Origin of the sequence: Pseudomonas sp. B1(2018) (genome assembly GCF_003097365.1) — a bacterium.
Lineage (GTDB): Bacteria > Pseudomonadota > Gammaproteobacteria > Pseudomonadales > Pseudomonadaceae > Aquipseudomonas > Aquipseudomonas laurylsulfatiphila.
The window spans coordinates 242,156-266,869 of sequence record NZ_PYUK01000005.1 but is presented as its reverse complement, the minus strand read 5'-3'; the positions used below and the strand labels follow the sequence as shown (position 1 = coordinate 266,869).

Genomic DNA, 24,714 nt, shown 5'->3' with positions numbered 1-24,714 from the left:
CTCAGTCCGGTTGACCGATCATCGTGCGAATCTTGTTGGCCAGCAGATCGATGGAAAACGGTTTGGTCACCATGTCCATGCCTTCTTCAAGGAAACCCTGGCGCTCGGCCGCGATCTCCGCGTAACCGGTCATGAACAACACTTTCAGACCGGGACGATGCTGGCGGGCGATTTCCGCCAGTTGTCGGCCATTCATGCCCGGCAACCCCACGTCGGTCACCAGCAGGTCCACCCGCAGGTCCGACTCCAGCACCGGCAGCGCGTCCTTGGCATCTTCGGCTTCATGGGCGCGGTAACCGAGTTCCTTGAGCAGGTCCAGTACCAGCATGCGCACCGCCGCATCGTCCTCGACCAGCATCACCGTTTCGCCGGCAATCGCCGCCGGCGCCTCGCCGACCAGGGGTGACAGGACTTTTTCCGGCTCGGTCGAATGCAGGCGCGGCAGGTACAAACGCACGCTGGTGCCCCGTCCGGGCAGGCTGAACAGGCTGACGTGGCCCCCCGATTGCTGGGCAAAACCGTAGATCATCGACAAGCCCAGGCCGGTGCCCTGGCCGATGGGCTTGGTGGTGAAGAACGGGTCGAAGGCCTTGGCCAGCACCGAGGGCGTCATGCCGGTGCCGTTGTCGCTGACGGCAATCATCACGTAGTCGCCAGCCTTGACCGGCTCCAGGGTCGTGATGTCGCTGCCGTCGAGGTACACGTTGGCCGTTTCGATCTGCAGCTCGCCACCCCCGGGCATGGCGTCCCGGGCGTTGATCACCAGGTTGAGCAGGGCGTTTTCCAGCTGGCTGACATCGGTGTTGACCCGCCAGATGTTCTCCGCCAATTGCAGTTTGAGTTCGATGTGGTCGCCCTTGGTACGACTCAACAGGTCTTCGAGCGAGCGAATCAGGTCATTGGGGTTCAGCGGCGTGCGATTGAGCGACTGACGCCGGGAGAACGCCAGCAGGCGATGGGTGAGGGCGGCGGCACGGTTGGCCGAGGACACTGCCGCCTCGGTGAACCGGCCGATCTCGTTGGCGCGGCCTTCGGCGATGTAGCGTTGCATAAGGTCGAGGCTGCCAATGATGCCGGTGAGCATGTTGTTGAAGTCATGGGCGATGCCGCCGGTAAGCTGGCCGACGGCTTCCATTTTCTGGGCATGGCGCAAGGCGTCTTCGGCACGTTCACGCTCGAACATCTCGTTTTGCAGACGCTCGTTGGCCTCGGCCAGTTGTCGGGTGCGGGCGGCCACCCGTTCCTCAAGGGTTTCGTTCAAGTTGCGCAAGGCTTCTTCGGTCATTTTGCGTTCGGTTTCATCGATCACGAAGATGTAGAAGCCGTTGACCGCACCATCTGCACCGTGGCGCGGTAGGTAATTCATCAAGGCCTGGCGCAGGCTGCCGTCGCGGTGCGGCGTGCTGATGCTGAAACAGCAGGGCCGGCCGGACAGCGCCTCGGTGATGTACGGGGCGCGTAGCGCGTAGGCTTCTTCGCCGAGCACTTCAAGAATGGTTCGCCCGTATAGCTCTTGCGGCGTCAGCCCGTACCAGTCGAGGTACGCCGCGTTGTTGAGGCGAAAGCGTTCTTCGCGGTCGACGTAGCTGATCAGGACCGGCATGGCGTTGATGATCAGTTGCAGCTCGGTCTGGCTCTGGCGCAGGGCCTGTTCGGTGTGTTTACGCTCGGTCAGGTCCAGGGCGGCACCGAGGAATCGGATCGGCCGGCCGTGATGGTCCTTGTAGCAGCGACCGCGGGCAAACACCCAGCGCATCTGGCCGTCGGTTTGCAACAGGCGATATTCCTCGGCGTATTCGCTGCCGTGGGTGATGCAGTGCTTGATGCTGCGGGTGATCAGGGCGCGGTCCTGCGGGTGTACGCCGTGCAGGTATTCGCTGATCGGCAACTGGTTGGCCATGGCCGGGTCGACGCCGTGAAGCTGGGCAAAATGCGCATCGGCGATGAAACGGTCCTCGCTGATGTCCCAGTCCCAGGTGCCGACCGCATCGGTGGCGGCGAGGGCCAGTTGCAGGCGTTCCTCGGTTTCACGCTGGGCCTTGAGGCTGGCCGCCGAGCGTTGCTCGAGTTCGAGGGCGATGCGCCGGCGTTCGTTGGTTTCGATGGCGGTGACCAGGATCCCGGCTACCTCGGCACCTTCGTCGCGGATCGGGCTGTAGGTCAGGTCGAGCCAGAAGTCGGACTCCCGGCCCTCACGTTGCAGGGTAAAGCGCTGCTCGCTGTAGGTACGCACCTGGCCTTGCAGGACGGCGCTGTAGATCGGGTCGGTAAAGTCTTTCAACTCTGGCCAGATCAGGTGTGTCGGTTGTCCGAAAGCCTGCGGGTGCTTGCTTCCGGCGAGCAGGGCGAAGCCGTCGTTGTAGATCTGTGTCAGTTGCGGGCCCCATAGCAGCAGCATCGGCATCGGTGAGTGAATGACAATGTCCACGGCGGTTCGCAGGCTCTGTGGCCAGGTGCTGGCAGCGCCCAGCGGGCTGTTTGCCCAGTCGATCCGGGCGATCAGGGCCTGGGCATCGCTGGCGGTGGGTATTGCGTTCATCCGGGAGTCCTGCGCCTGAGTCGCTTTAGCTGGCGTCTATTCTTGCACAGGTGGCAGGCGCAGGTTGATTCAGGCGCTTGAGCGGTTAAGCGACGCAGGACCTGTGGGAGCGAGCTTGCTCGCGATGGCGTCGGGTCAATTGGCATTGATGTCAACTGACACTCCGCTATCGCGAGCAAGCTCGCTCCCACAGGTTCTTGTGGCGGTTCAAAACTGGAGTTCGGGCCTGTTGCGGTACTGCTCCAGTGCTTCGGGGTTGGCCAGGGCATCGGTGTTTTTCACCTTCTGTCCATGAACCACATTGCGCACCGCCAACTCAACCACCTTGCCGCTGATGGTCCGCGGAATGTCGGTGACCGCGACAATCTTCGCCGGTACATGACGCGGCGTGGTGTTGGCGCGAATCGTCTGGCGGATCTGCTGCTGTAGGGCCTCGTCCAGCTCCAGCCCGTCGCGCAAGCGTACGAACAGCACCACCCGTACGTCATCTTGCCATTGCTGGCCGATGGCCACGCTGTCGAGCACCTGCGGAATCTTTTCCACCTGACGGTAGATCTCCGCCGTGCCGATGCGCACGCCACCGGGGTTGAGCACGGCATCCGAGCGGCCGTGGATCATCATCCCGCCATGGGGCAATTGTTCGGCGTAATCGCCCTGGGCCCATACACCGGGGAACAGGCTGAAATAGGACTGGCGCAGCTTTTCGCCATCGGCGTCGTTCCACAGGCCAACGGGCATCGCCGGGAAGTGCCGGGTGCAGACCAGCTCGCCTTTTTCTCCGATCACCGGCTGGCCGGCGTCGTTCCATACCTCGACGGCCATGCCCAGGCTCTTGCCCATGATTTCGCCGCGCCGCACCGGTGACACAGGGTTGCCGTTGACGAAGCACGAGACGATGTCGGTGCCGCCGGACATCGAGGCCAGGCACAGGTCAGCCTTGAAGTCGCGATAGACGAAGTCGTAACTCTGCGGCGACAACGCCGAGCCGGTGCACAGCAACGTCTTGAGGCTGCCCAGGTCATGACTGTCACGGGGCTTGATGCCGCTGCTTTCCAGGGTGGCGAGGTATTTCGGGCTGGTGCCGAAGACGCTGATCCCTTCGTCGTCGATCAGGTCGATCAAGCGTTGCGGGTCAGGGTGGAACGGCGAGCCGTCGTACAGCACCACCGCGCTGCCTACCGCGAGGGCCGAGACCAGCCAGTTCCACATCATCCAGCCGCACGTGGTGTAGTAGAACAGGCGCTCGCCGGGGCCGAGATCACAGTGCAGGCCATGTTCCTTGACGTGTTGCAGGAGTACACCGCCGGTGCTGTGGATGATGCATTTGGGCACGCCGGTGGTGCCGCTGGAGTAGAGGATGTACAGCGGATGGGCGAAGGACACCGGGACGAAATCCGGTTCGCCGCCGGGTGCGTAGAAATCGTCCCACAGCGTCACGTTGGCCGGGGTGCGGAAGTGTTCGATGTGCGCTTGTGGGCGAGTGTAAGGCACGACGATCAGTTGTTGCAGTGACGGCAGACGCTGGAGGATCTCGTTGATCTTGGCGGTCTGGTCGATCTCTTTGCCGGCATAGCGGTAGCCGGCGCAGGTCACCAGCACTTTCGGTTCGATCTGGCCGAAACGGTCAACCACCCCTTGGGTGCCGAAGTCCGGTGAAGAACAGGACCAGACAGCGCCCAGGCTGGTGGTGGCGAGCATGGCCACCAGGGTTTGCCAGGTGTTGGGCATGCACGCGGCGACCCGGTCACCCACACCGACGCCGGCGGCGATCAAGCCGTTTTGAAAGCCGGCGACCTGTTCGGCCAGCTCGGCCCAGGTCAAATGTTCACGCTGACCGTTCTCGCCAACGGCTACCACGGCGATCGCATCATCGCGGCGCTGTAGCAGGTGTTCGGCAAAGTTCAGCGTGGCGCCCGGGAACCACTGGGCGCTGGGCATCTGCGGGCCTTCGAGCAGCACGGCGTCGGGTTGTTCGTGGAAGCGGATGTCGAAGAAATCGACGATGGCCTGCCAGAAGTCGGGGCGTTGCTCGATGGACCATTGGTGCAAGGCCGGGTAGTCGTCAATCTTGAGGTGGTGCCGCTGATTGATGAAGCGCCGGAAGGCCTCCATGCGGGTCTTGCCGATGCGCTTGACGTCGGGTTGCCAGAGGATGTCGGACATGGTTTGCCTCTTCTTTTTTATGCCTTCACACAGGCTGATGTGGCGCAGGCTTTTGTGGCTAGGTGTGGCTAGGTGTGGCTAGGGAGCTTGTGTGGCGAGGGGGCTTGCCCCCGTTCGGCTGCGTAGCAGTCGTAAAATCAGACAAACTTAATCGTCTGTGAGTTTATAGGGCGGCTTCGCCACCCAACGGGGGCAAGCCCCCTCGCCACAGGGTTAGAGGCTGATCACTGCGCCAACCACCCACCATCCACATTCCACGCCGCGCCCCGCACCTGGCTGCCGGCGTCGCTGCACAAGAACAGCACCAGTTCACCCAGTTGCGGCGGTGTCACGAACTCCAGCGATGGCTGCTTTTCAGCGAGCAGATCATGCTGCGCCTGCTGTGGATCAACGCCGCTGGCGGCACGGTCGTCGATCTGTTTCTGCACCAGCGGCGTCAGTACCCAACCTGGGCAGATCGCGTTGCAGGTGACCTGGGTGGTTGCGGTTTCCAGCGCGACCACTTTGGTCAAACCGATCACCCCGTGCTTGGCGGCGACATAGGCTGATTTGCCCACCGAGCCGACCAGGCCATGCACCGAGGCAATGTTGATCACCCGGCCCCAGCCCTTGGCGCGCATGCCCGGCAGGCTCAAGCGGGTGCTGTGGAACACCGACGACAGGTTGATCGCGATGATCGAATCCCAGCGCTCCACCGGAAACTCATCCACCGCTGCCACGTGTTGAATGCCGGCATTGTTGACCAGGATGTCGACGCCGCCGAACTCACGCTCGGCGTAGGCGATCATGTCGGCAATCTGTGCCGGATCGCTGACATCGGCCGGGTGATGGCCGACCTTGCCGCCGAACTGTTCCACCTCGGCAATGACTTTGGAGGCATCGCCAAAACCGTTGAGGATCAGGTTGGCCCCGGCCTTGGCCAGACTGAGGGCGATCCCCAGGCCGATGCCGCTGGTGGAGCCGGTGACCAGTGCGGTCTTGCCCGAAAGAGTCGTCATGAATACCTCACACAATGCCAGTGGCGTAGAAAGTGCCGATCACCACGAAAACCGCCAGGGTCTTGATCAGCGTAATACAGAAAATGTCTTTGTAAGCCTCGCGGTGGGTCAACCCGGTGACCGCCAGCAGGGTAATCACCGCGCCGTTGTGCGGCAGGGTGTCCATGCCGCCGCTGGCCATCGCGGCGACCCGGTGCAGCACTTCCAGCGGAATGTTCGCCGCATGGGCAGCGCTGATGAACTGCTCGGACATGGCCGCCAGCGCAATGCTCATGCCGCCGGAGGCGGAGCCGGTGATGCCGGCCAGCAGGGTCACGGTAATCGCTTCGTTGACCAGTGGATTGGGAATGTTCTTGAGCCAGTCGGCCAACACCAGAAAGCCGGGCAAAGACGCGATCACCGCGCCGAAACCGTATTCCGAAGCGGTGTTCATGGCCGCCAGCAGCGCCCCGCTGACCGCGCTTTTACTGCCTTCGGCGAGTTTGCTGCGAATCGCCTGGAAACCAAACACCAGCACCATGAGGATGCCGACCAACAAGGCGGCCTGTACCGCCCAGATCGCCGTGAGCTTGGCGATTTCCGTGGTCACCGGCGCGGCCATGCCTGGCAGCGCGAGGCTGTGGGTCTTGCCGTACACCTGCGGAATCCAATGGGTGAACAGCAGGTTCATGATGCCTACCGCCAACAGTGGCGACAGTGCGAGCCACGGATTGGGCAGCTTCAGGTCGGCAGCGGTTTCCGGCTCGTTGCGCAGGTCGGAGCCATAACCTTCACCGGCGCGCTGTGCCTTGTTGCGCTGGCGCTGGAGAAACAGCATGCCGGCACAGAACACGAAGATCGTGCCGATCACGCCCAGCCACGGCGCCGCCCAGGCCGTGGTGTTGAAGAAGGTGCTGGGGATGATGTTCTGGATTTGTGGCGTGCCGGGCAGGGCGTCCATGGTGAACGAGAACGCGCCCAGGGCAATGGTCGCCGGGATCAGGCGCTTGGGGATGTTGCTCTGGCGGAACATTTCAGCGGCAAACGGGTAGACCGCGAACACCACCACGAACAGCGACACGCCGCCATAGGTGAGCAGGGCGCAGACCAGCACGATCACCAGCATTGCCTGGCGGGTGCCGAGCAGGCGAATCGCCGCGGCGACGATGGAGCGCGAGAAGCCGGACAGTTCGATCAGCTTGCCGAACACTGCGCCGAGCAGGAACACCGGGAAATACAGCTTGATGAAGCCGACCATTTTTTCCATGAACACCCCGGTGAAAGCGGGGGCGACGGCAGAGGGGTCGGTGAGCAGGACAGCGCCGAGGGCGGCAATCGGGGCAAAAAGGATAACGCTATAGCCACGGTAGGCAGCCAGCATCAGCAGCGCGAGGGCTGCCAAGGCAATGATCACACTCATGGTGTGTCTCCTGGGTTGTTATTTTTGTAGGGTGGAACGGGTAGGGAGGCGTATAGCGAGTTTTGTGCCATATGCTTAAGTTATTGAAATATAAGGGTTTATTCTATTTTTAAAATGGGTTTGCGGCGTGTTTGTCTATTTGTTGAGACTTTGTAGTGCGTTAAAAGATCGCAGCCTTCGGCAGCTCCTACAGGGAAACGCGGAAAACCCTGTAGGAGCTGCCGAAGGCTGCGATCTTTTGATCTTTAAAGGAATTTCTACAAATAGAGATTAATGTCTCTTTAATGAGACTCAACAATCCCCAGCGCCACCATCTTCTTGTACAGCGTCGACCGCCCCAGCCCCAATCGCGCCGCCGCCTCAATGACCTTGCCCCCGCATTGCGCAAGGGTCGTTTCGATCAGTTGCCGGTCGAATCGCTCCCGCGCCGCACTGAACGTTTCATGGGCAAAGGGTTCCTGGGCCACGGGCGTCACGCGCTCAACCCGGGTGAAGGTACCAATCGCCGCGCGGATGTCCGCCGCTGTCAGGCGCAAGTCATCACTGAGCAGCGCCGCGCGCTCCAGCACATTGCGCAATTCGCGGATGTTCCCCGGCCAGGCGTGTTGCCCCAGCAATTCCAGGGCTTCGTGGTGCAGTTCATGCTGGCTGCGCAGTTCCTCGAGAATCGCTTCGCTGAGCGCCGGCACGTCATCGAGGCGGTCGCGCAGGGGCGGAACCTGGATCGGCAGCACGTTGAGGCGGTAGTACAGGTCGGCGCGGAACTCGCCGCGTTTGATCGCCGCCTCCAGGTCAGTCGAGGTCGCGGCGATCACCCGCACATCGCTCTGGATCACTTCGTTGGACCCCACCGGCTCGAATTCCTTTTCCTGCAACACCCGCAGCAGTTTGCTTTGCAGGGGCAGCGGCATGTCGCCGATTTCGTCGAGGAACAAGGTGCCGCCCTGGGCGATCTGCAATTTGCCGGCGCGCCCCTTGCGGTCGGCACCGGTAAACGCGCCGGGGGCGGTGCCGAAGAATTCGGCCTCCAGCAGTGATTCGGGAATCGCGGCGCTGTTGATACTGACAAACGCTTTGTGCGCACGGGGCGAGGCATTGTGGATGGCCTGGGCCAACAACTCCTTGCCGGTGCCGGTTTCGCCGAGCAGCAGTACCGGCGATTCGGTACTCGCACTGCGCCGGGCGCGGCGTTTGACTTCCAGGCTGGCGGCGCTGGTGCCGATGAAATGGGCGAAGTTGTATTTGGTCTGCCGCGCGCGCAGCAGCGAGCGGGTGGAGGCCAGTTCTTCCTGCATGCTCATGTAGCGCTTGAGCATCGGCGACAGGCTGCGCAACTCATCGAACAAGGCGAAACCGATGGCGCCGATCACCACGCCGGCATCGTCGTGAATCGGCAGGCGCATGACCACCAGCGGCTCTTTTGGGGTGTCTTGCATATCCAGCAGAATAGGCCGGCCGGTGCGCACCACTTCACGCAACAGGCTGCCGGGGATCACGCTTTCGCAGGGCTTGCCGATCGCCACTTGCGCCGATGGCAGGCCAAAGCGCCGGGCATAGCGCTCATTCATCCAGACGATGTTGGCATCGCGGTCGACAATCACCGTGCCCTCGCTCGATTGCTCGATGATTTCGAACAATGAACGGATCGCCAGCAGGCGAACGCGCTGGTAGTCCTTGAGGCTTTCGGTGGTGTTCATGGGGGGCATCCATTGTCAGAAAATCAAGATCAAGATCAAAAGATCGCAGCCTGCGGCAGCTCCTACAGGGGAATGGCGGTTATGTCTGTCCTAGCAACGCCGCCGCCAACAGCTCCTTGGTGTACGGATGCTGCGGTGAGTCAAACACTTCATGGCTGGCGCCGCGTTCCACCACCTTGCCGTCCTTGATCACGATCATGTCGTGGGCCAGGGCGCGCACCACCGCCAGGTCGTGGCTGATGAACAGGTAGGTCAGACCGTGCTTTTCCTGGAGCTGGCGGAGCAGGGCGACCACCTGTTTCTGCACCGTACGGTCCAGCGCCGAAGTCGGCTCGTCGAGCAGGATCAGCGCAGGCTTGAGCACCAGTGCCCGGGCGATGGCGATGCGCTGGCGCTGGCCACCGGAGAATTCGTGGGGATAGCGATGGCGGCTTTGCGGGTCGAGGCCGACTTCGCTCAGGGCGCGGATCACTTCGGCGTTGCACTCTTCAGTGCTCAACTGGCTGTGCACTTCCAGGCCTTCGCTGATGATCTGCGCCACCGACATTCGCGGGCTGAGGCTGCCGAAGGGGTCCTGGAACACCACCTGCATTTTCTTGCGCCACGGCCGTAGCTGTTTTTGCGTCAGGCCATCCAGCGCCTGGCCCTGAAAGCGGATGCTGCCTTCGGAGTCGAGCAAACGCAGGATCGCCTGGCCGAGTGTGGATTTGCCGGAGCCGGATTCACCGACGATGCCCAGGGTCTTGCCGCGCTGGATGTTCAGGCTGATGCCATCGACGGCACGCAGCCAGGTCTTGCGCTGGAACAGGCCGCCACTGACGGGAAACCGCACCTGCAGATCGTTTACTTCCAGTACGTTTTCGCGCTCGTCCCGGGGCAAGGCTTCGCCCTCGGGTTCGGCGTGCAGCAATACGCAGCTGTAAGGGTGCTTCGGTTCGGTGAACAGGGTTTCGCACGGCGCCTGCTCGACGATTTCCCCGGCCTTCATCACGCACACGCGCTGGGCGATGCTGCGCACCAGATTCAGGTCGTGGCTGATCAGCAGCAGCGACATGCCCAGCCGCTGTTGCAGGGACTTGAGCAGCAGCAGGATCTTGCGCTGCACCGTCACGTCCAGCGCGGTGGTCGGCTCGTCGGCAATCAGCAGTTCCGGTTCGCACGCCAGGGCCATGGCAATCATCACTCGCTGGCGCTGGCCGCCGGATAATTGATGGGGATAGGCTTTGAGGCGCTCCTCGGGTTTCTGGATGCCCACCAGGTGCAGCAGTTCAAGGATTCGCGCCTGCGCCGCCTTGCCCGCCAGGCCTTTGTGCACCAGCAAGGTTTCGCCGATCTGTTTTTCGATGCTGTGCAGCGGGTTCAGGGACGTCATCGGTTCCTGGAAGATCATCGCAATGCGATTGCCGCGCAGTTGTCGCAACTTGCCGGCATCGGCACCCACCAGCTCCTGGCCGCGATAGCGGATGCTGCCCGTTGTCCGGGTATCGGTTTGCGGCAGCAGTTGCAGGATCGAGTGGGCCGTCACCGACTTGCCCGACCCCGATTCGCCCACCAGCGCCAGGCATTCACCGGGGCGGATGTCCAGACACAGATTGCGCACCACGGTCTGGCCGCTGAAGGCCACGCTGAGGTCACGGATTTCGATCAGGTTGGTCATTGCCGCCGTCCGCTCAAGATCTCGGATCGAAGGCGTCTCGCAACGCCTCGCCGATGAACACCAGTAAAGAAAGAATCAGCGCCAGGGTGAAGAACGCCGTCAGGCCCAGCCACGGCGCTTGCAGGTTCTGCTTGCCCTGGCCGATCAGTTCGCCCAGGGAAGCACTGCCCGCCGGCATGCCGAAACCGAGGAAGTCCAGTGCCGTCAGGGTGGAAATCGCCCCGGTGAGAATGAACGGCAGGTAGCTCAAGGTCGCGTTCATGGCGTTGGGCAGAATGTGCCGGACGATGACCTTGCGGTCGGTCAGGCCTAGCGCGCGCGCGGCCTTGACGTATTCCAGGTTGCGCCCGCGCAGGAACTCGGCGCGCACCACGTCCACCAGGGCCAGCCATGAAAACAGTGCCATGATTCCCAGCAACCACCAGAAATTCGGCTCGACGAAACCCGACAGGATAATCAGCAGGTACAGCACCGGCAACCCGGACCACACCTCCAGCAGGCGCTGGCCGAGCAAATCCACCCAGCCGCCGTAATAGCCTTGCAGGGCACCGGCCGCGATGCCGATCAGCGCGCTGACAAACGTCAACATCAAGGCAAACAGGATCGACACCCGGGCACCGAAGATCACCCGGGCCAGAACATCCCGCGCCTGGTCGTCGGTGCCCAGCCAGTTGACGCTGGTGGGCGGACTGGGAGCGGGTTTGTTCAGGTCATAGTTGGGCGTGTCGTCACTGAACGGAATCGGTGGAAACAGCAACCAGCCGCCATCCTTCCTGATCAACTGCTGCACATAGTCGCTGCGGTAGTCGGCCTGGAACGGCAGTTGCCCGCCGAACTCCTGTTCGGTGTGGCGCTTGAACACCGGGAAATACCACTGGCCTTGATAGCTGACCATCAACGGTTTGTCGTTGGCGATCAGTTCGCCGCCCAGGGTCATCAGGAACAGGCCGATAAACAGCCAGAGCGACCACCAGCCCCGGCGGTTTTTCTTGAAACGCTCGAAGCGCCGGCGCGCCAGCGGTGAAAGCTTGAACATCAGGCGTTCCTCGCGGCGAAGTCGATACGCGGGTCGACCAGGGTGTAGCAGAGGTCGCCGACCAGTTTTATCAAAAGGCCAAACAGGGTGAAGATGAACAACGAGCCGAACACCACCGGATAGTCCCGGGATACCGCTGCTTCGTAACTCATGCGGCCCAGGCCGTCGAGGGAGAAGATCACTTCGATCAGCAGGGAGCCGGCAAAAAACACACTGATGAACGCCTGTGGAATGCCCGACACCACCAGCAGCATGGCGTTGCGGAACACGTGTCCATAGAGCACCCGTCGTTCACTCAAACCCTTGGCCCGGGCAGTGACCACATACTGGCGGGTGATTTCATTGAGGAACGAGTTCTTGGTCAGGATGGTCAGCGTGGCGAATCCGCCAATCACCAGCGCGGTGACCGGCAACACCAGATGCCAGAAGTAATCGGCCACTTTGCCCAGGGTCGACAGCGATTCGAAGTTGTCCGAGACCAGTCCGCGAACGGGGAACCAGTTCAGTGAAGTGCCGCCGGCAAACACCACGATCAGGAACATCGCAAACAGGAACGCCGGCATGGCATAGCCGATGATGATCGCGGTACTGCTCCAGATGTCGAAATGGCTGCCATGGTGCACGGCCTTGCGGATGCCCAGGGGAATCGACACCAGGTAAGTGATCAGCGTCGCCCAGAGTCCGAGGGAAATGGTCACGGGCATTTTCTCGAGGATCAGATCGGTGACGGTGGCGCCGCGGAAGAAACTCTTGCCGAAGTCCAGGCGCGCGTAGCTGGTGAGCATCAGCCAGAGGCGTTCGTGTGCCGGTTTATCGAAGCCGTACTGTTTTTCAATGTCCTTGATCAACTGCGGATCGAGCCCGCGACTGGCCCGGGACTTGCCGCTCATGGATTCGCCGGAGCCGCCGCCGACCGCGGCACCGCCGATGCCCTGCAAGTGTGCGATGGCCTGTTCGACCGGTCCGCCCGGCGCGGCCTGGACGATGACAAAGTTGACCAGAAGAATGATCACCAGCGTCGGAATGATCAGCAGCAGGCGTCGCAGTATGTAAGCCCACATCAGTGCGGCCCTCCGGGTTTGCCACGGCTGATACGCTCGGCCGTCATCTGTTGGTTGGTCAATGGCGTGGTACTCATCTCCCACCAGCTCTCGATGGCTTCGTCGTTGCTCGCTTGCACGTTCGGGATGCCGAAGCGGTTCCACCACACCGTCGAGGTGCCCGGCGGGTAATAGTTGGGAATCCAGTAGTAGTTCCATTGCAGCACCCGGTCCAGGGCATGGGCGTAATGCAGCATGTCAGCCTGGGTGTTGGCCCGGATCAGCCCGGTGATCAGGGTGTCCACTGCCGGGTTCTTCAACACCATGTAGTTGTTGGAGCCTGGGTCGGTGGCCGCCTCGGAACCGAAGTAATTGAGCAGTTCACCTCCCGGAGAGGTGGTGACGGGGTAGCCAGTGACGATCATGTCGTAGTCGCGGCTCATCAGGCGATTGACGTACTGGGACGAGTCGATGCGGCGGATATTGAGGTCGATGCCGATCTGTTTCAGCGTGCGTTTATAGGGCAGCAGCAGACGGTCCATGCCGTTCTGGCTGACCAGGAAGGTGAAGCTCAACGGCTCTCCGTCGGCATTGACCAGTTGGTCGCCCTCGGGTTTCCAGCCGGCCTGTTCGAGCAAGTCCAGGGCCTGCAACTGCTTGTCGCGAATCACGCCGCTGCCGTCGGTCTTCGGCGCCTCGAACACCTGGGTGAAGACTTCGTCGGGAATCTGCCCGCGCAGCGGTTCGAGAATCGCCAGCTCCCCGGCATCCGGCAGTTGTCGGGCGGCGAGGTCGGTATTGGAGAAAAAGCTCTGCTGGCGGATGTACATGTCGCGCATCATCTGCCGGTTGCTCCACTCGAAGTCCCACAGCATCACCAGCGCCTGGCGCACGCGACGGTCCTGGAACATGGGTTTTTGCAGATTGAACACAAAACCCTGGGCCGGCTGCGGCGCCTCTGTGGCGAGGTGGGCCTTCTGCAGACGACCGTCGCTCAGGGCGGGGCTGTCATAGCCGATGGAATACCCGGTGGCGGAAAATTCCCGGTTGTAGTCATAGGCGCCACCGCGCAGGACCTGGCGCGCCACGTCGGTATCGCCGAAGTACTCGATGCTGAAATGATCGAAGTTGTACAGGCCACGGCTGACTGGCAGGTCCTTGCCCCACCAGTCGGGATTGCGCTCGAAGGTGATGCTGCGCCCGGAATCGATCTTGCCGACTTTATAGGGGCCGCTGCCCAACGGCGCTTCATAGCCGCCGCCACCGGCGAAATCGCGAGTCTTCCACCAGTGCTCGGGAAACACCGGCAGGGTCGCGATATCCAGCGGCAGGGTGCGATTTTCGTTGTTCTTGAAATCAAAGCGAATAGTCAGCGGCGATTCCACTTCGACGCCTTTGACGTCGGCGAACTGGGTGCGGTAACGCAGGCTGCCCTGGGTCATCAGCAGGTCGAAGGTATAACGCACGTCTTCGGCGGTAATGGCTTTGCCATCGGCAAAACGCGCCTTGGGATTGAGGTAGAAACGCAGTGACAGGCCATCGTCGGAACGCTCCATCTTCTCTGCCACCAGGCCATACACGGTGTACGGCTCGTCCAGCGAGCGCTGGGCCAGCGGCGAATAGAGCAAGCCGTCGATCTGGGTGACGCCGATGCCTTTGTCGATGTAAGGCAAAACGTGGTCGAACTGCCCGATTTCGATCGCCGATCGCCGCATTGTGCCGCCTTTGGGGGCCAGCGGATTGGTGTAGGCGAAATGACTGAAGCCGGCAGGGTATTTTGCCGGTTCGCCGTACACGGTCATTGCCGGTTGCGGTGCCGCATTCACACCCGCGGCACCCGACAGCAGGGCCACGGCCGTGAACAACAAGGTAGGGAAAGCCAGTCGCATTGTCAGCCTTAGAGCCGGGTGGTCGTTAACGACAATTTGTACGCTAGCGGCGCGTCCCTCGCCAGCCGAATTACGCGTGTGAAACACAACGGCCCACCAAAAGGCGGGCCGTTGTGTGGATAGCTCGAGCGTCGATCAGTCCTGACGGCTGGTCACTTCCAGCAGGTGGTAACCGAACTGGGTCTTGACCGGGCCCTGGACCACGTTGAGCGGCGCGCTGAAGACCACGGTGTCGAATTCCTTGACCATCTGGCCTGGACCGAACGAACCCAGATCACCGCCCTGGCGGCTGGAAGGGCAGGTGGAGTTTGCCTTGGCAACGTCGGCGAAATCGGCGCCAGCCTCGATTTGGGCCTTGAGTTCGTTGCACTTGGCTTCCGAGGCAACAAGGATGTGACGGGCAGTGGCTTTGGCCATGGGGAAATACTCCTTTCAATATTCGGTAAAATGCGGAGCCTACCGGATTCAGTGAGCTATTTCTCCTCAAAGTTCCGTTCCATGCGGGATTCACGGCGGGCAGCCCCTCAAAGGCCGGCGGCGCTCAGGCGCTCGGCATGCCGGACATAGAGGTCGACCGGGTCGACACCTGTGCGCAACTGGCCCGCCGGCTGGCCAAGGGTGTCCAGATGATCCAGCGCATAGTCGGAGCGGATAACCGTGCCCAGGTGAGAACTGAAGCGACCGACCAGACCGTCGTTCTGCTCGGCTTCCGTGACGAAATAACCAGAAAGGGCCCGGCAGAAAGCGTTGAGCGGATCGAGCGCATTGAGCCCCTCCTTGAGCACATTCGACTGCACTATGCCGCTCCACGAGTAGTAACGGACACCGTTGACCCGTTCGCGCCCCTTGCCACCCCAGGTGGCAGGCAGTCCTTGCGGGTATTTGTCGTTGAATGCGCCAACGCCTTCGGTGGTCAGTGCATTGAGGGCGGCAATGGCGTTCTGCGGCTGGTACTGGTTGTCGCTCAGGGTCGCGAGGAAGTCGGCGAAGAGGGTCACCACCGTCTCGGCCACATGTTCCGGCAGACGACCCGGTGTCAATGCCTTGCGCAGGAAATCGGCGATCTCCGAGCCATGGTTCGGCCCGCTGACGGACGTCACCGATGCCACACAGTGTGGCGCAACCGCTGCGGCATAACGTGCGGCCAGTGCACCCTGGCTATGGCCGATGAGGTTGACTTTGCGTGCACCGGTTCCTTCCAGTACCCGCTCGATCTGTGCGAGCAATTGGTTACCGCGTACTTCGTTGTCGTGAATGGCCGACAAGTGGGGAACGAACACCCTTGCTCCGGCGTTCCTCAGCGCCTGCCTGATGTCGTGAAACAGCTCGAACTTGCCGATTCTTTCGAAGCCGAAAAGGCCGTGGATCAGCAGTATGGGATAACGAGTGCTTGCATTCCTTTGCATATTCACACCTTTGCACAGAAGTTCGTCGGGACTGCATGGCGCTTCACTCTAAAACACTCGAGGTTGGCGCGATGTATGAAAAGTCCGCCGAAACCTCCGGAAAACGGAATAGAGCAAGTGCGAATGCTCAAGATTTGCTGAGGCTTTAGTCGGAATCGTTTGACGATTTTTCACGGCAATCAGGTGGCTCCTGATCAAAGACCTACTTCACATGTATCGACTTTCCGAGTGAGGCTGAGTGAGAGGCCGACATCTCGGCGAATAGTCGTGAGGTTAAATAGACGTCATCCAAAGCCGGCCACCCGTTCGGTATTTATTCCAGGGAATGGAGCGAATGAATGACTGTTTATGAACCCGATACCTTGAATCTCGTGCTGCAACCCTTGCCACCGCCCGTACTGGAGCAGGCGGAAAACGGCGTTCTGAACCCCTCTGACCGAAAAGCCGTGATCAGGGTCCGTCCTTACCCAGGCATGACCTGCGGCGACAAATTGCTATTGAATTGGGCAGGTCTGGATGCCGATGGCCTCGCCTGCAATCATCAGGTGACGCGTTTTGTCAGTGACGACCGGGTCGGCGAGGACATGATATTTGCCGTGGGTAGCGCTTATATCGAGGCGCTCGACGGTGGTTCACTCGAAATCAGCTACTCGCTCCTGAGCAGTCGTTTTACCGGGCTCGTGCATTCCCATCGGTTACAGCTGTGTGTGGGTGATGTGCAGTCAGACCTGTTACCCGCGACGGTGAACGACGCGGTGGGCAGAACGCTTGATCCGGATCGGGTCAGGGAAGGGGCGATCGTTACAATCAAACCCTATGCGCGCATGACGGCGGGCGACTGGGTGTTGCTGACCTGGGCTGGCGTTTCGGTCGAAGCAAGTTTCAGTGATGCACTCAAGGTCGAGTCCTTTGCGGTGGGGGGCGAACTGTCGTTTTGGGTCAGCCCGGAGTGCGTTGCGCTCAATCTGGGTTCCTCGGTTTCCGTCGACTATTGCGTCAAGCAAGCAGGGCAGGGTCCTCGTTACTCTGAAGCAACGACACTGATGATCGGCAAGATGGAACGGGGACCACTGCCAGCCCCCATGGTGCTGGAAGCCGACGAAGGTTGGGTGGATCTGCTAGATGCGCAGGATGGCGTGACCGTCGTCATCGAAAACCCCAGGGCTGAAAAAGGGGAGATGGTCTGCCTGAGATGCGACGGGGAGAAATTCAATCACTGTGACGAGCGCGAAATCACCAGAGACACCGCGGGCGAGCCGTTGATATTCATCGTTCCCTACCGGTTCTGGAGGGAGCATCGAGATTCTGCGATCCGTATTTCCTGTTCGGTCGAGCGCCTTGATAACACCTCTCAGCAATCCGGGGTGACACAGGTTCAGGTGCAATCCCTGATGGGGCACTGATCGCCATTTGCCCTCCAGTCTTCACATGAAGGCCGGAGGGCGGCCGGTGCTGCCGGTTATTGGGCGTTGTCTTGCACTCGCAACCGACCTGCCGCTTCAAGCAACAGTTGTTCTGTCCCGGCCCAACCAAGGCAGCCATCGGTCACTGACACACCGTATTGCATTGACGAACTCAACGGCTGACAGCCCTCGAACAAATGGCTCTCGATCATCATGCCGATCAGCGAATGATCACCTTGCAGACGCTGTTCAAGTACATCGTTGAACACGGCCGGCTGGCGCAACGGGTCTTTGCCGCTGTTGGCGTGACTGCAATCGACCATGATGCGGGCCGGAATCCTGAGCCGGGCCAAGTCACTGTTCACCCGGGCAATACTGGCGCTGTCGTAGTTCGGCCCGCGATGGCCGCCACGCAATACCAGGTGAGTGTCCGCATTCCCCGGGGTTTGAATGATCGCCGGATGTCCCTGGCTGTCGACACCGAAATGGCGATGCGGATGGGCGGCGGAACGCATGGCGTCGCTGGCGACAGCGACACCGCCGTCAGTCCCGTTCTTGAACCCGACAGGCATGCCCAGGCCGCTGGCCATTTCCCGATGGATCTGCGATTCCGTGGTCCGCGCGCCGATCGCCACCCAGCTCAACAGGTCGTCGAAGTAGCCGGCGGCCATCGGTTGCAGCAATTCAGTGGCGACGGGCAAGCCCAGGCGAAGCATTTCGCGCATCAGCTCGCGGGACAGTGTCAGGCCGGCGGCCATGTCATCGCTGCCATCCAGGTGCGGGTCGTAGGCCAGGCCTTTCCAGCCAACCGTGGTACGGGGTTTTTCGACGTAGGCGCGCATCACCAGGAGCATTTTGTCGCTGACTTCGGTGGCGAGACGGGCAAGGTTGCCCGCGTATTCGAGGGCTGATTCCGGATCGTGGATCGAGCATGGGCCTACGATGACCAGCAGACGGGAGTCTTCACCGTTAAGGATCGCGCGAACCGCCTGGCGGTGGCTGGCGACTTGCTGGGTCAGGAGGTTGCCGAGGGGCAATTGCTGTTTGAGTTGCAATGAGCTGGGCAGACGCAGGGTCAGCGCTTCATTGGCAGGGCTCAAGGTGGACAGCGGCAGTGCGGAGACGGACGAGTTCATATTCAAGGCTTCCTGGGCTGGTGGCGGGTTCGTGCCCGCGCGCTCGGCCCTACTGGGGTGTTCGACAATTAGCCAGGCTGGCTGTGTGTGTGTGCTTGCCACCTGTGGGCGACCGATCGGAGGCGGCAGGCTGTCCCGAGCGGAGGGTGGTAAATCGCCAGGCGGTAAAACTGTCGTAACGGTAATAAGTGGCGTAGTTCATGTTGTGAATCCTCTGAATGTCTGGTGTGTCGCTAAAAGTGTTGGGGCTGAAAAAACAAAACCCCCGGTCGGGAGGCCGACCGGGGGTTGAGAATTCTCTGGTGGCGACCCGTTTAAAGTGGGCGCCGTGTGGGTATCAGGCGCGCCAGTGGCTAAACCAATACCCAAAATAAAAGCTGACCGGAGCACAACCGTCATTCACCCGGGCAGCCGCAACCGAGCGCAGGGCGCTGGCGGTACGAAGCTGTGAGAGGGTGTTGAACATGGTCTGTCTCCGATGGATGGGTCGAGCTTACTAGAGGCCGGTGCGCAGATTCAATCAGAAAATGCTATTGGCCGGCGACAGGGTTTTCTATCGCTTGAGTGGCCTGAGGGTTGTGACAAACTCTGCGTCTGTTCAAAAACACATCGACACAAGGACGCTTCATGTTTCCGCTGACCATCGCCGCAGCCCAATCGATCTCCATCGCCGGAGACCTTGTCGGCAATATCGCCAGGCATCAGCGCTTCATCGCGGCAGCCGCGGAGCAGGACGTGCAGTTGCTGGTGTTCCCTGAGCTGTCGCTGACCGGCTACGAAGGCAGGCTCGCGGCCGAGTTGGCCATTGTGCCGGATGCCGCCATCCTGCAACCGCTGCGGGACTTCGCCCGGGCAGTCGGTGTGACGGCGGTTGTCGGTATGCCGATCAGGCTGTCGGATAACTCGCCGGTCCTGATCGGTGCATTGGTGCTGGGAGCCGATGGTTCGCTTGGGGTCTACAGCAAGCAGCATCTGCATCCAGGGGAAGAAGTGGCGTTTGCACCGGGCGCCGGGGGGGAGCCCCTGACCATCGGGACAGACACGATTGCACTGGCGGTCTGCGCCGATTTTTCCCACGCCAGCCATGCCGCCGCTGCGGCGTGCCAGGGTGCAGGTGTCTACGCCGCAGGCGTGCTGATCTCGGAAAACGGCTACGTCGCGGATACCGCGTTGCTGCAAGGCTATGCCGCGCAGCACGCCATGGTGGTGTTGATGGCCAATCATGGTGGCGCGACAGGTGGCTGGGTGTCGGCAGGACGCAGCGCGATCTGGGCGTCGGACGGTTTGTTGATTGCCGCCGCCACCGGTACTGGTAGCCAGATGGTTGTGGCCCGGCGCAACAGCGAGGGCTGGAGCGGGGAAGTCGTCGCCGTGGAGCTGGCGTGATGGACTGCGCATGGCGTGCGGCCACGCCAGAGGACCTGGCCTTCGCCCGCCATCTGACCTGTAAAAACATGCTGCACTACTACATTCGGCACGACCTGATGTGGCAGGACGAAGCTTTTGACGTGGCCTGGGCAGGGCGGGACAACCGCTTGCTGACAAGCGGCGATCAGTGGCTGGGTTATGTAAGCTTGAGCCGTGATGCCAGGGCGTTGTACATCCGCGAACTGCAAGTCGTCGAAGCGTTTCGCGGGCAGGGCATTGGTTCCTGGGCAATCGATCAGGTACTGTCAGTCGCGCACCAGGAGCGGCGACCGGCGTTACGCTTGACGGTTTTTGAAGATAACCTGGCGCGGGCGTTGTACGAGCGCAAAGGATTCACGGTGGTGGGTCAGGATGAATGTTTCCTGAGAATGCAGCTTGATATCAATCCATGACATTGCCGCAACGCGTTTGCGACCAGCCTTTCAAGATGAATTGAAACTTTTAATCTGATGCTTTCCGCTAGGTCTGCCAGATGCTTTTTGCTAAGGTGTCTGGCAACCCAATAAGACCATATCGCGAGGTGTCTGCTTGATTAGGGTGCTAGTAGTCGATGACCATGATCTCGTTCGTACAGGCATTACACGAATGCTGGCTGACATCGATGGCCTGCAAGTAGTCGGCCAGGCCGAGTCGGGTGAAGAATCGCTGCTCAAGGCGCGTGAGCTGAAACCCGATGTGGTGTTGATGGACGTCAAGATGCCGGGTATCGGCGGTCTTGAGGCCACTCGCAAATTATTGCGCAGTCATCCGGATATCAAGGTCGTCGCGGTGACCGTGTGTGAAGAGGACCCGTTTCCTACGCGGCTGTTGCAAGCCGGTGCGGCAGGATACCTGACCAAGGGGGCAGGTTTGCCGGAAATGGTCCAGGCCATTCGCCTGGTGTTCGCCGGGCAACGCTACATCAGCCCGCAAATTGCCCAGCAACTGGCGATCAAGTCCTTCCAGCCCACCAACGACTCGCCTTTCGATGCCCTGTCCGAGCGGGAAATCCAGATCGCGCTGATGATTGTCGGATGCCAGAAAGTACAGATCATTTCCGACAAATTGTGCCTGTCCCCGAAAACCGTGAACACCTACCGTTACCGCATCTTCGAAAAGCTTTCGATCAGCAGTGATGTCGAGTTGACGCTGTTGGCGGTGCGTCATGGCATGGTCGACGCCAGCCTCTGAAAATGACCGAAACCTTTGATCCGAGCGCCTTTCTGTCGACCGTCAGCGGTCGCCCCGGCGTGTACCGCATGTTCGACAGCGAAGCGCGGTTGCTTTACGTCGGCAAGGCGAAAAACCTCAAGAATCGCCTGTCGAGTTACTTTCGCAAGACCGGGCTTGCCCCCAAGACCGCCGCACTGGTCGCACGTATCGCCCAGGTTGAAACGACGATCACTGCCAACGAAACCGAAGCCTTGCTGCTCGAGCAGACGCTGATCAAGGAATGGCGCCCGCCCTATAACATCCTGCTGCGCGACGACAAATCCTACCCCTATGTCTTTCTCTCCGACGGAGAGTTTCCGCGCCTGAGCATTCATCGCGGTGCGAAAAAGGCCAAGGGCAAGTATTTCGGTCCTTACCCCAGCGCCGGCGCGATCCGCGAAAGCCTGAGCCTGCTGCAAAAGACGTTTTTCGTTCGGCAATGCGAAGACAGCTATTACAAGAACCGCACCCGTCCTTGTCTGCAATATCAGATCAAACGCTGCAAGGCGCCCTGCGTCGGGCTGGTGGAGCCTCAGGTGTACGCCGAAGATGTGCGCCACTCGGTGATGTTTCTTGAGGGGCGCAGCAATGCGCTGACTGACGAGTTGTCTGCCGGGATGGAAGAGGCGGCGATCAATCTGGAGTTCGAGCGAGCGGCCGAGCTGCGGGACCAGATTGCGTTGCTGCGTCGGGTCCAGGACCAGCAGAGCATGGAAGGCGGGACCGGGGACGTCGATGTGATCGCCGCGTTCGTCAACCCGGGCGGTGCCTGTGTGCACTTGATCAGCGTGCGGGGCGGGCGGGTGCTGGGCAGCAAGAACTTCTTCCCTCAGGTCGGTATTGAAGAAGACGTTTCTGAAGTCATGGCTGCGTTTCTCGGCCAATACTTCATCAGCAGCCCTGAACGCGACCTGCCCAGCGAGTTGATCGTCAATGTGGTCCACGAAGACTTTCCAACACTGATCGCGGCCATCGACGAGCTGCGCGGTCGTGAACTGACCATCAGCCATCGCGTGCGTGGCACGCGAGCGCGCTGGCAGCAATTGGCGGTGACCAATGCCGAGCAGGCGCTGAGTGCGCGCCTGGCGAATCGTCAGCATATTACGGCGCGCTTCGATGCACTGGCCGAGGTGCTGAAGCTGGATGAACCTCCACAACGCCTGGAGTGCTACGACATCAGTCATTCCAGTGGCGAGGCGACAGTGGCGTCCTGCGTGGTCTTCGGCCCCGAAGGCCCGATCAAGTCCGACTACCGCCGGTACAACATCGAGGGCGTTACGGCCGGCGATGATTACGCGGCGATGCACCAGGCGTTGACCCGACGCTTCAGCAAACTGAAGGACGGGGAGGGCAAGCTGCCGGATATCCTGCTGGTGGATGGCGGTAAAGGCCAGTTGTCCATGGCCCGCGACGTGCTCGATGAACTGGCCGTGCCTGATCTGATCCTGCTCGGCGTGGCAAAAGGCGCGACGCGCAAGGCCGGTTTCGAAACCCTGTACCTGAACGACGCCGCGCATGAATTCACCTTGCGTGGCGATTCTCCCGCGCTGCATCTGATCCAGCAGATTCGCGACGAAGCCCACCGATTTGCCATTACCGGGCACCGCGCCCGGCGTGGAAAAACCCGCCGGACGTCTACACTGGAAGGCGTCGCAGGCGTCGGTCCGACACGTCGGCGGGATTTGTTGAAACATTTTGGTGGATTGCAGGAGCTGTCTCGTGCAAGCATCGAAGAAATTGCCAAAGCCCCCGGGATCAGTAAAAAGCTCGCAGAGTTGATTTATGCAAATCTGCACAGCGAGTAGAATGCCCCCTCACCTCGTAGCCAGTTGTGCCGATGAATATCCCTAATCTGATTACCGTTCTACGCGTTCTGCTCATTCCGATCTTCATTTTGCTGTTCTACCTGCCTTACCACTGGAGCTTCCTGGCTTCCGCCTCGGTCTTCGCCTTTGCTGCCGCCACCGACTGGCTGGACGGGTACCTGGCCCGCCGCCTGGAACAAAGCACACCGTTCGGGGCTTTTCTCGATCCGGTTGCCGACAAGCTGATGGTCGCGGTTGCACTGGTACTGTTGGTGCAGGAACACGGAAACCTGTGGCTCACGCTGCCGGCTGCCGTGATCATCGGTCGCGAGATTGTCGTCTCGGCACTGCGCGAATGGATGGCCGAACTGGGCGCACGTGCCCACGTCGCCGTATCGAACCTTGGCAAATGGAAAACCGCCGCGCAAATGCTCGCGCTGGTGATCCTGCTGGCCAATCCCAAGGATTTCAGTTTCTGGGTCTTGCTGGGCTACACCTTGCTGATGGTGTCGGCCGGCCTGACTTTGTGGTCGATGGTCCAGTACTTGCGGGCTGCCTGGCCACATCTGAAGACCGACGTTGAAAAGAAATAAAACTTTTTTGAATCAAAGGGTTGACGGGGCTTCTGGATTCTATAGAATGCGCCACACCAAGACGCGGGAATAGCTCAGTTGGTAGAGCACGACCTTGCCAAGGTCGGGGTCGCGAGTTCGAGTCTCGTTTCCCGCTCCAAGTTTGTACGCATTTGATGTCGCGCTACTAGATATCAAATGTTTTGAGGCCGAGTAGCAAAATGGTTATGCAGCGGATTGCAAATCCGCCTACGCCGGTTCGATTCCGACCTCGGCCTCCACTATAAACAACCCCGTAGATCAACGATCTACGGGGTTTTTTATTGCAGACGGAAAGGTGATGTGTTCCGCAATTTTTCGCAGGTGTTCCGCAACCACGTCGCGCTAACTGTTTTTCGCCCGCACCCCTTGCGTTTCTAGGCTTGAAGTTAATAGTAATCATTTTGTCCGTGCGGCAGCTTAATGCTGGCGCGTTGGCCCGAGTCGTTTCTCAGCTTGATGATGCTGCGATACCTTTGGGGGCGTGACTGATGATGTTATTATGATGTTTATTTTTTTGGGGGGTGGATGATGCCAATAAAGGTCGGTGATACGACTGTTGTATTAAGTGAGGTGCTATTCGTACCTGAGAACGAGATAGTCAGCTTTGAGGTGGATGCTGGTGAAGAGGGGGGGAGGCTACCAGTAAAGATACTAATCACCAACGATGTCACAAATTCGATAGAAGACGAGAAGGCGGATCCTATATTTGTGATCGAGTATGAAACCTCGAAAACAACTACGCCGGCCGTTGGTGATGATATTATTTGTGCTGTGATGAAGTTTCATAATTTTAATAAAACATATGGCCAAACCATTCAAGTTCCACAGGTTGTAGCGGTGGTAGGAGGGACTCGCCAAATAACCTTCCTAGCCTCGGTGTATAAGTTCGGAAAAATCACAAAAATTGAACTTCAGTTTATGATGGGTGCAATTAAATGAAAATTGCTCCTGGAAATCGAGTTCAGACCGTTGCTAATGTTGAGCAAATTCACAACAATACTTCGCAAGAAGTCATTACCATTACTACTGATAAGCTTCGGCTCGCCCTCATCGCCCACTTGGATTGTGTTCAAAAGAAAGATCAATGGCAAATGCCGTTGAGTTTGTTAGTTGGTGTTGTAGTGGTGTTCTGTTCTTCGACCTTTAAAAGCGCATTTGGTCTTTCTGCGGACTCATGGGCTGCGATGTTTGCTATGTTTGGTTCTGGTTGTTTTTTGTGGTTTTTACATAGTTTGTTTAAGCTTAGAAAGGCAACCTCGTTAGAAGATTTGATTGAGATAATCCAAAATAAACAGGCCTAAGTTAAAGGGCTC

General features: G+C 60.0%; 21 protein-coding genes and 2 tRNA genes. 10 read left to right on the top strand and 13 right to left on the bottom strand.

Annotation, left to right across the window (positions count from 1 at the left end):
• Nucleotide 1: 1 nt before the first annotated feature.
• The 11 genes from C9422_RS10400 to C9422_RS10345 form a co-directional block, all read right to left on the bottom strand.
• Entirely contained in the window at nt 2-2,539 is a 2,538-nt protein-coding gene (locus C9422_RS10400) for a PAS domain-containing protein (RefSeq protein WP_116580599.1), read from the bottom strand.
• A 207-nt stretch (nt 2,540-2,746) separates the two neighbouring features.
• Nucleotides 2,747-4,702: an acetoacetate--CoA ligase gene (locus C9422_RS10390; protein WP_116580598.1), complete on the bottom strand. Its 1,956-nt coding sequence runs from the start codon at nt 4,700-4,702 to the stop codon at nt 2,747-2,749.
• Between the two features lie 224 nt (nt 4,703-4,926).
• A complete protein-coding gene (locus C9422_RS10385; protein WP_102702090.1) occupies nt 4,927-5,700 on the bottom strand; it encodes a 3-hydroxybutyrate dehydrogenase in 774 nt (257 codons plus the stop codon).
• A 7-nt stretch (nt 5,701-5,707) separates the two neighbouring features.
• Entirely contained in the window at nt 5,708-7,099 is a 1,392-nt protein-coding gene (locus tag C9422_RS10380; protein WP_116580597.1) for a GntP family permease, read from the bottom strand.
• A 281-nt stretch (nt 7,100-7,380) separates the two neighbouring features.
• Complete coding sequence (locus C9422_RS10375) at nt 7,381-8,796, bottom strand: sigma-54-dependent Fis family transcriptional regulator (protein WP_116580596.1); 1,416 nt, start codon at nt 8,794-8,796, stop codon at nt 7,381-7,383.
• Nucleotides 8,797-8,875: 79 nt separating this feature from the next.
• On the bottom strand, nt 8,876-10,453 hold the full coding sequence (locus C9422_RS10370) for an ABC transporter ATP-binding protein (protein WP_116580595.1): 1,578 nt from the start codon (nt 10,451-10,453) through the stop codon (nt 8,876-8,878).
• 13 nt (nt 10,454-10,466) lie between these two features.
• Nucleotides 10,467-11,489 (bottom strand): ABC transporter permease, encoded by a 1,023-nt coding sequence (locus tag C9422_RS10365; protein WP_116580594.1) that lies wholly within the window; start codon nt 11,487-11,489, stop codon nt 10,467-10,469.
• A complete protein-coding gene (locus C9422_RS10360; RefSeq protein WP_116580593.1) occupies nt 11,489-12,550 on the bottom strand; it encodes a microcin C ABC transporter permease YejB in 1,062 nt (353 codons plus the stop codon). Before C9422_RS10360 ends, C9422_RS10365 begins: the two co-directional genes overlap by 1 nt.
• Nucleotides 12,550-14,418: an extracellular solute-binding protein gene (locus tag C9422_RS10355; protein WP_116580592.1), complete on the bottom strand. Its 1,869-nt coding sequence runs from the start codon at nt 14,416-14,418 to the stop codon at nt 12,550-12,552. Before C9422_RS10355 ends, C9422_RS10360 begins: the two co-directional genes overlap by 1 nt.
• A gap of 135 nt (nt 14,419-14,553) precedes the next feature.
• Nucleotides 14,554-14,835 carry a peptidylprolyl isomerase gene (locus tag C9422_RS10350; RefSeq protein ID WP_007974703.1) on the bottom strand — a complete coding sequence of 94 codons (282 nt, stop codon included), beginning with the start codon at nt 14,833-14,835 and terminating at the stop codon, nt 14,554-14,556.
• Nucleotides 14,836-14,942: 107 nt separating this feature from the next.
• Nucleotides 14,943-15,824 carry a triacylglycerol lipase gene (locus tag C9422_RS10345; protein WP_116580591.1) on the bottom strand — a complete coding sequence of 294 codons (882 nt, stop codon included), beginning with the start codon at nt 15,822-15,824 and terminating at the stop codon, nt 14,943-14,945.
• A 338-nt stretch (nt 15,825-16,162) separates the two neighbouring features.
• On the opposite strand from C9422_RS10345, the gene C9422_RS10340 reads away from it, so the two are divergent.
• Nucleotides 16,163-17,227: a hypothetical protein gene (locus tag C9422_RS10340; RefSeq protein ID WP_116580590.1), complete on the top strand. Its 1,065-nt coding sequence runs from the start codon at nt 16,163-16,165 to the stop codon at nt 17,225-17,227.
• Nucleotides 17,228-17,283: 56 nt separating this feature from the next.
• On the opposite strand, the gene C9422_RS10335 is transcribed toward C9422_RS10340, so the two are convergent.
• Together C9422_RS10335 and C9422_RS32520 are read right to left on the bottom strand one after the other, a co-directional pair.
• Nucleotides 17,284-18,363, bottom strand: coding sequence for a 3-deoxy-7-phosphoheptulonate synthase (locus C9422_RS10335; RefSeq protein WP_116580589.1), 1,080 nt, complete (start codon nt 18,361-18,363; stop codon nt 17,284-17,286).
• 337 nt (nt 18,364-18,700) lie between these two features.
• Nucleotides 18,701-18,829: a hypothetical protein gene (locus C9422_RS32520; protein ID WP_256589904.1), complete on the bottom strand. Its 129-nt coding sequence runs from the start codon at nt 18,827-18,829 to the stop codon at nt 18,701-18,703.
• Between the two features lie 161 nt (nt 18,830-18,990).
• Between C9422_RS32520 and C9422_RS10330 the strand changes: the two genes are divergently transcribed.
• From C9422_RS10330 to C9422_RS10290, 9 genes are all read left to right on the top strand, one after another.
• Complete coding sequence (locus tag C9422_RS10330; RefSeq protein ID WP_116580588.1) at nt 18,991-19,749, top strand: carbon-nitrogen hydrolase family protein; 759 nt, start codon at nt 18,991-18,993, stop codon at nt 19,747-19,749.
• Nucleotides 19,749-20,183, top strand: a complete 435-nt coding sequence (locus C9422_RS10325) for an N-acetyltransferase (RefSeq protein WP_116580587.1) — start codon at nt 19,749-19,751, stop codon at nt 20,181-20,183. Before C9422_RS10330 ends, C9422_RS10325 begins: the two co-directional genes overlap by 1 nt.
• 136 nt (nt 20,184-20,319) lie before the next feature.
• Nucleotides 20,320-20,961, top strand: coding sequence for a UvrY/SirA/GacA family response regulator transcription factor (gene uvrY / locus C9422_RS10320; protein ID WP_008015884.1), 642 nt, complete (start codon nt 20,320-20,322; stop codon nt 20,959-20,961).
• A gap of 2 nt (nt 20,962-20,963) precedes the next feature.
• Complete coding sequence (uvrC, locus tag C9422_RS10315; protein WP_007974717.1) at nt 20,964-22,787, top strand: excinuclease ABC subunit UvrC; 1,824 nt, start codon at nt 20,964-20,966, stop codon at nt 22,785-22,787.
• A 32-nt stretch (nt 22,788-22,819) separates the two neighbouring features.
• A complete protein-coding gene (pgsA, locus tag C9422_RS10310; protein ID WP_102702169.1) occupies nt 22,820-23,380 on the top strand; it encodes a CDP-diacylglycerol--glycerol-3-phosphate 3-phosphatidyltransferase in 561 nt (186 codons plus the stop codon).
• 63 nt (nt 23,381-23,443) lie between these two features.
• A tRNA-Gly gene (locus tag C9422_RS10305) sits at nt 23,444-23,519 on the top strand.
• A gap of 47 nt (nt 23,520-23,566) precedes the next feature.
• Nucleotides 23,567-23,640: transfer RNA gene (locus C9422_RS10300), tRNA-Cys, on the top strand.
• Nucleotides 23,641-23,929: 289 nt separating this feature from the next.
• Complete coding sequence (locus C9422_RS10295; protein ID WP_133249009.1) at nt 23,930-24,340, top strand: hypothetical protein; 411 nt, start codon at nt 23,930-23,932, stop codon at nt 24,338-24,340.
• Nucleotides 24,337-24,702, top strand: coding sequence for a hypothetical protein (locus C9422_RS10290; protein ID WP_116580585.1), 366 nt, complete (start codon nt 24,337-24,339; stop codon nt 24,700-24,702). Before C9422_RS10295 ends, C9422_RS10290 begins: the two co-directional genes overlap by 4 nt.
• Nucleotides 24,703-24,714 lie beyond the last annotated feature (12 nt).

Coding starts and splice junctions, on each gene's coding strand:
- C9422_RS10400 (WP_116580599.1), bottom strand. CDS start 2,539: ATGAACGCAATACCCACCGCCAGCGATGCCCAGGCCCTGATCGCCCGG.
- C9422_RS10390 (WP_116580598.1), bottom strand. CDS start 4,702: ATGTCCGACATCCTCTGGCAACCCGACGTCAAGCGCATCGGCAAGACC.
- C9422_RS10385 (WP_102702090.1), bottom strand. CDS start 5,700: ATGACGACTCTTTCGGGCAAGACCGCACTGGTCACCGGCTCCACCAGC.
- C9422_RS10380 (WP_116580597.1), bottom strand. CDS start 7,099: ATGAGTGTGATCATTGCCTTGGCAGCCCTCGCGCTGCTGATGCTGGCT.
- C9422_RS10375 (WP_116580596.1), bottom strand. CDS start 8,796: ATGAACACCACCGAAAGCCTCAAGGACTACCAGCGCGTTCGCCTGCTG.
- C9422_RS10370 (WP_116580595.1), bottom strand. CDS start 10,453: ATGACCAACCTGATCGAAATCCGTGACCTCAGCGTGGCCTTCAGCGGC.
- C9422_RS10365 (WP_116580594.1), bottom strand. CDS start 11,489: ATGTTCAAGCTTTCACCGCTGGCGCGCCGGCGCTTCGAGCGTTTCAAG.
- C9422_RS10360 (WP_116580593.1), bottom strand. CDS start 12,550: ATGTGGGCTTACATACTGCGACGCCTGCTGCTGATCATTCCGACGCTG.
- C9422_RS10355 (WP_116580592.1), bottom strand. CDS start 14,418: ATGCGACTGGCTTTCCCTACCTTGTTGTTCACGGCCGTGGCCCTGCTG.
- C9422_RS10350 (WP_007974703.1), bottom strand. CDS start 14,835: ATGGCCAAAGCCACTGCCCGTCACATCCTTGTTGCCTCGGAAGCCAAG.
- C9422_RS10345 (WP_116580591.1), bottom strand. CDS start 15,824: ATGCAAAGGAATGCAAGCACTCGTTATCCCATACTGCTGATCCACGGC.
- C9422_RS10340 (WP_116580590.1), top strand. CDS start 16,163: ATGACTGTTTATGAACCCGATACCTTGAATCTCGTGCTGCAACCCTTG.
- C9422_RS10335 (WP_116580589.1), bottom strand. CDS start 18,363: ATGAACTCGTCCGTCTCCGCACTGCCGCTGTCCACCTTGAGCCCTGCC.
- C9422_RS32520 (WP_256589904.1), bottom strand. CDS start 18,829: ATGTTCAACACCCTCTCACAGCTTCGTACCGCCAGCGCCCTGCGCTCG.
- C9422_RS10330 (WP_116580588.1), top strand. CDS start 18,991: ATGTTTCCGCTGACCATCGCCGCAGCCCAATCGATCTCCATCGCCGGA.
- C9422_RS10325 (WP_116580587.1), top strand. CDS start 19,749: ATGGACTGCGCATGGCGTGCGGCCACGCCAGAGGACCTGGCCTTCGCC.
- uvrC (WP_007974717.1), top strand. CDS start 20,964: ATGACCGAAACCTTTGATCCGAGCGCCTTTCTGTCGACCGTCAGCGGT.
- pgsA (WP_102702169.1), top strand. CDS start 22,820: ATGAATATCCCTAATCTGATTACCGTTCTACGCGTTCTGCTCATTCCG.
- C9422_RS10295 (WP_133249009.1), top strand. CDS start 23,930: ATGCCAATAAAGGTCGGTGATACGACTGTTGTATTAAGTGAGGTGCTA.
- C9422_RS10290 (WP_116580585.1), top strand. CDS start 24,337: ATGAAAATTGCTCCTGGAAATCGAGTTCAGACCGTTGCTAATGTTGAG.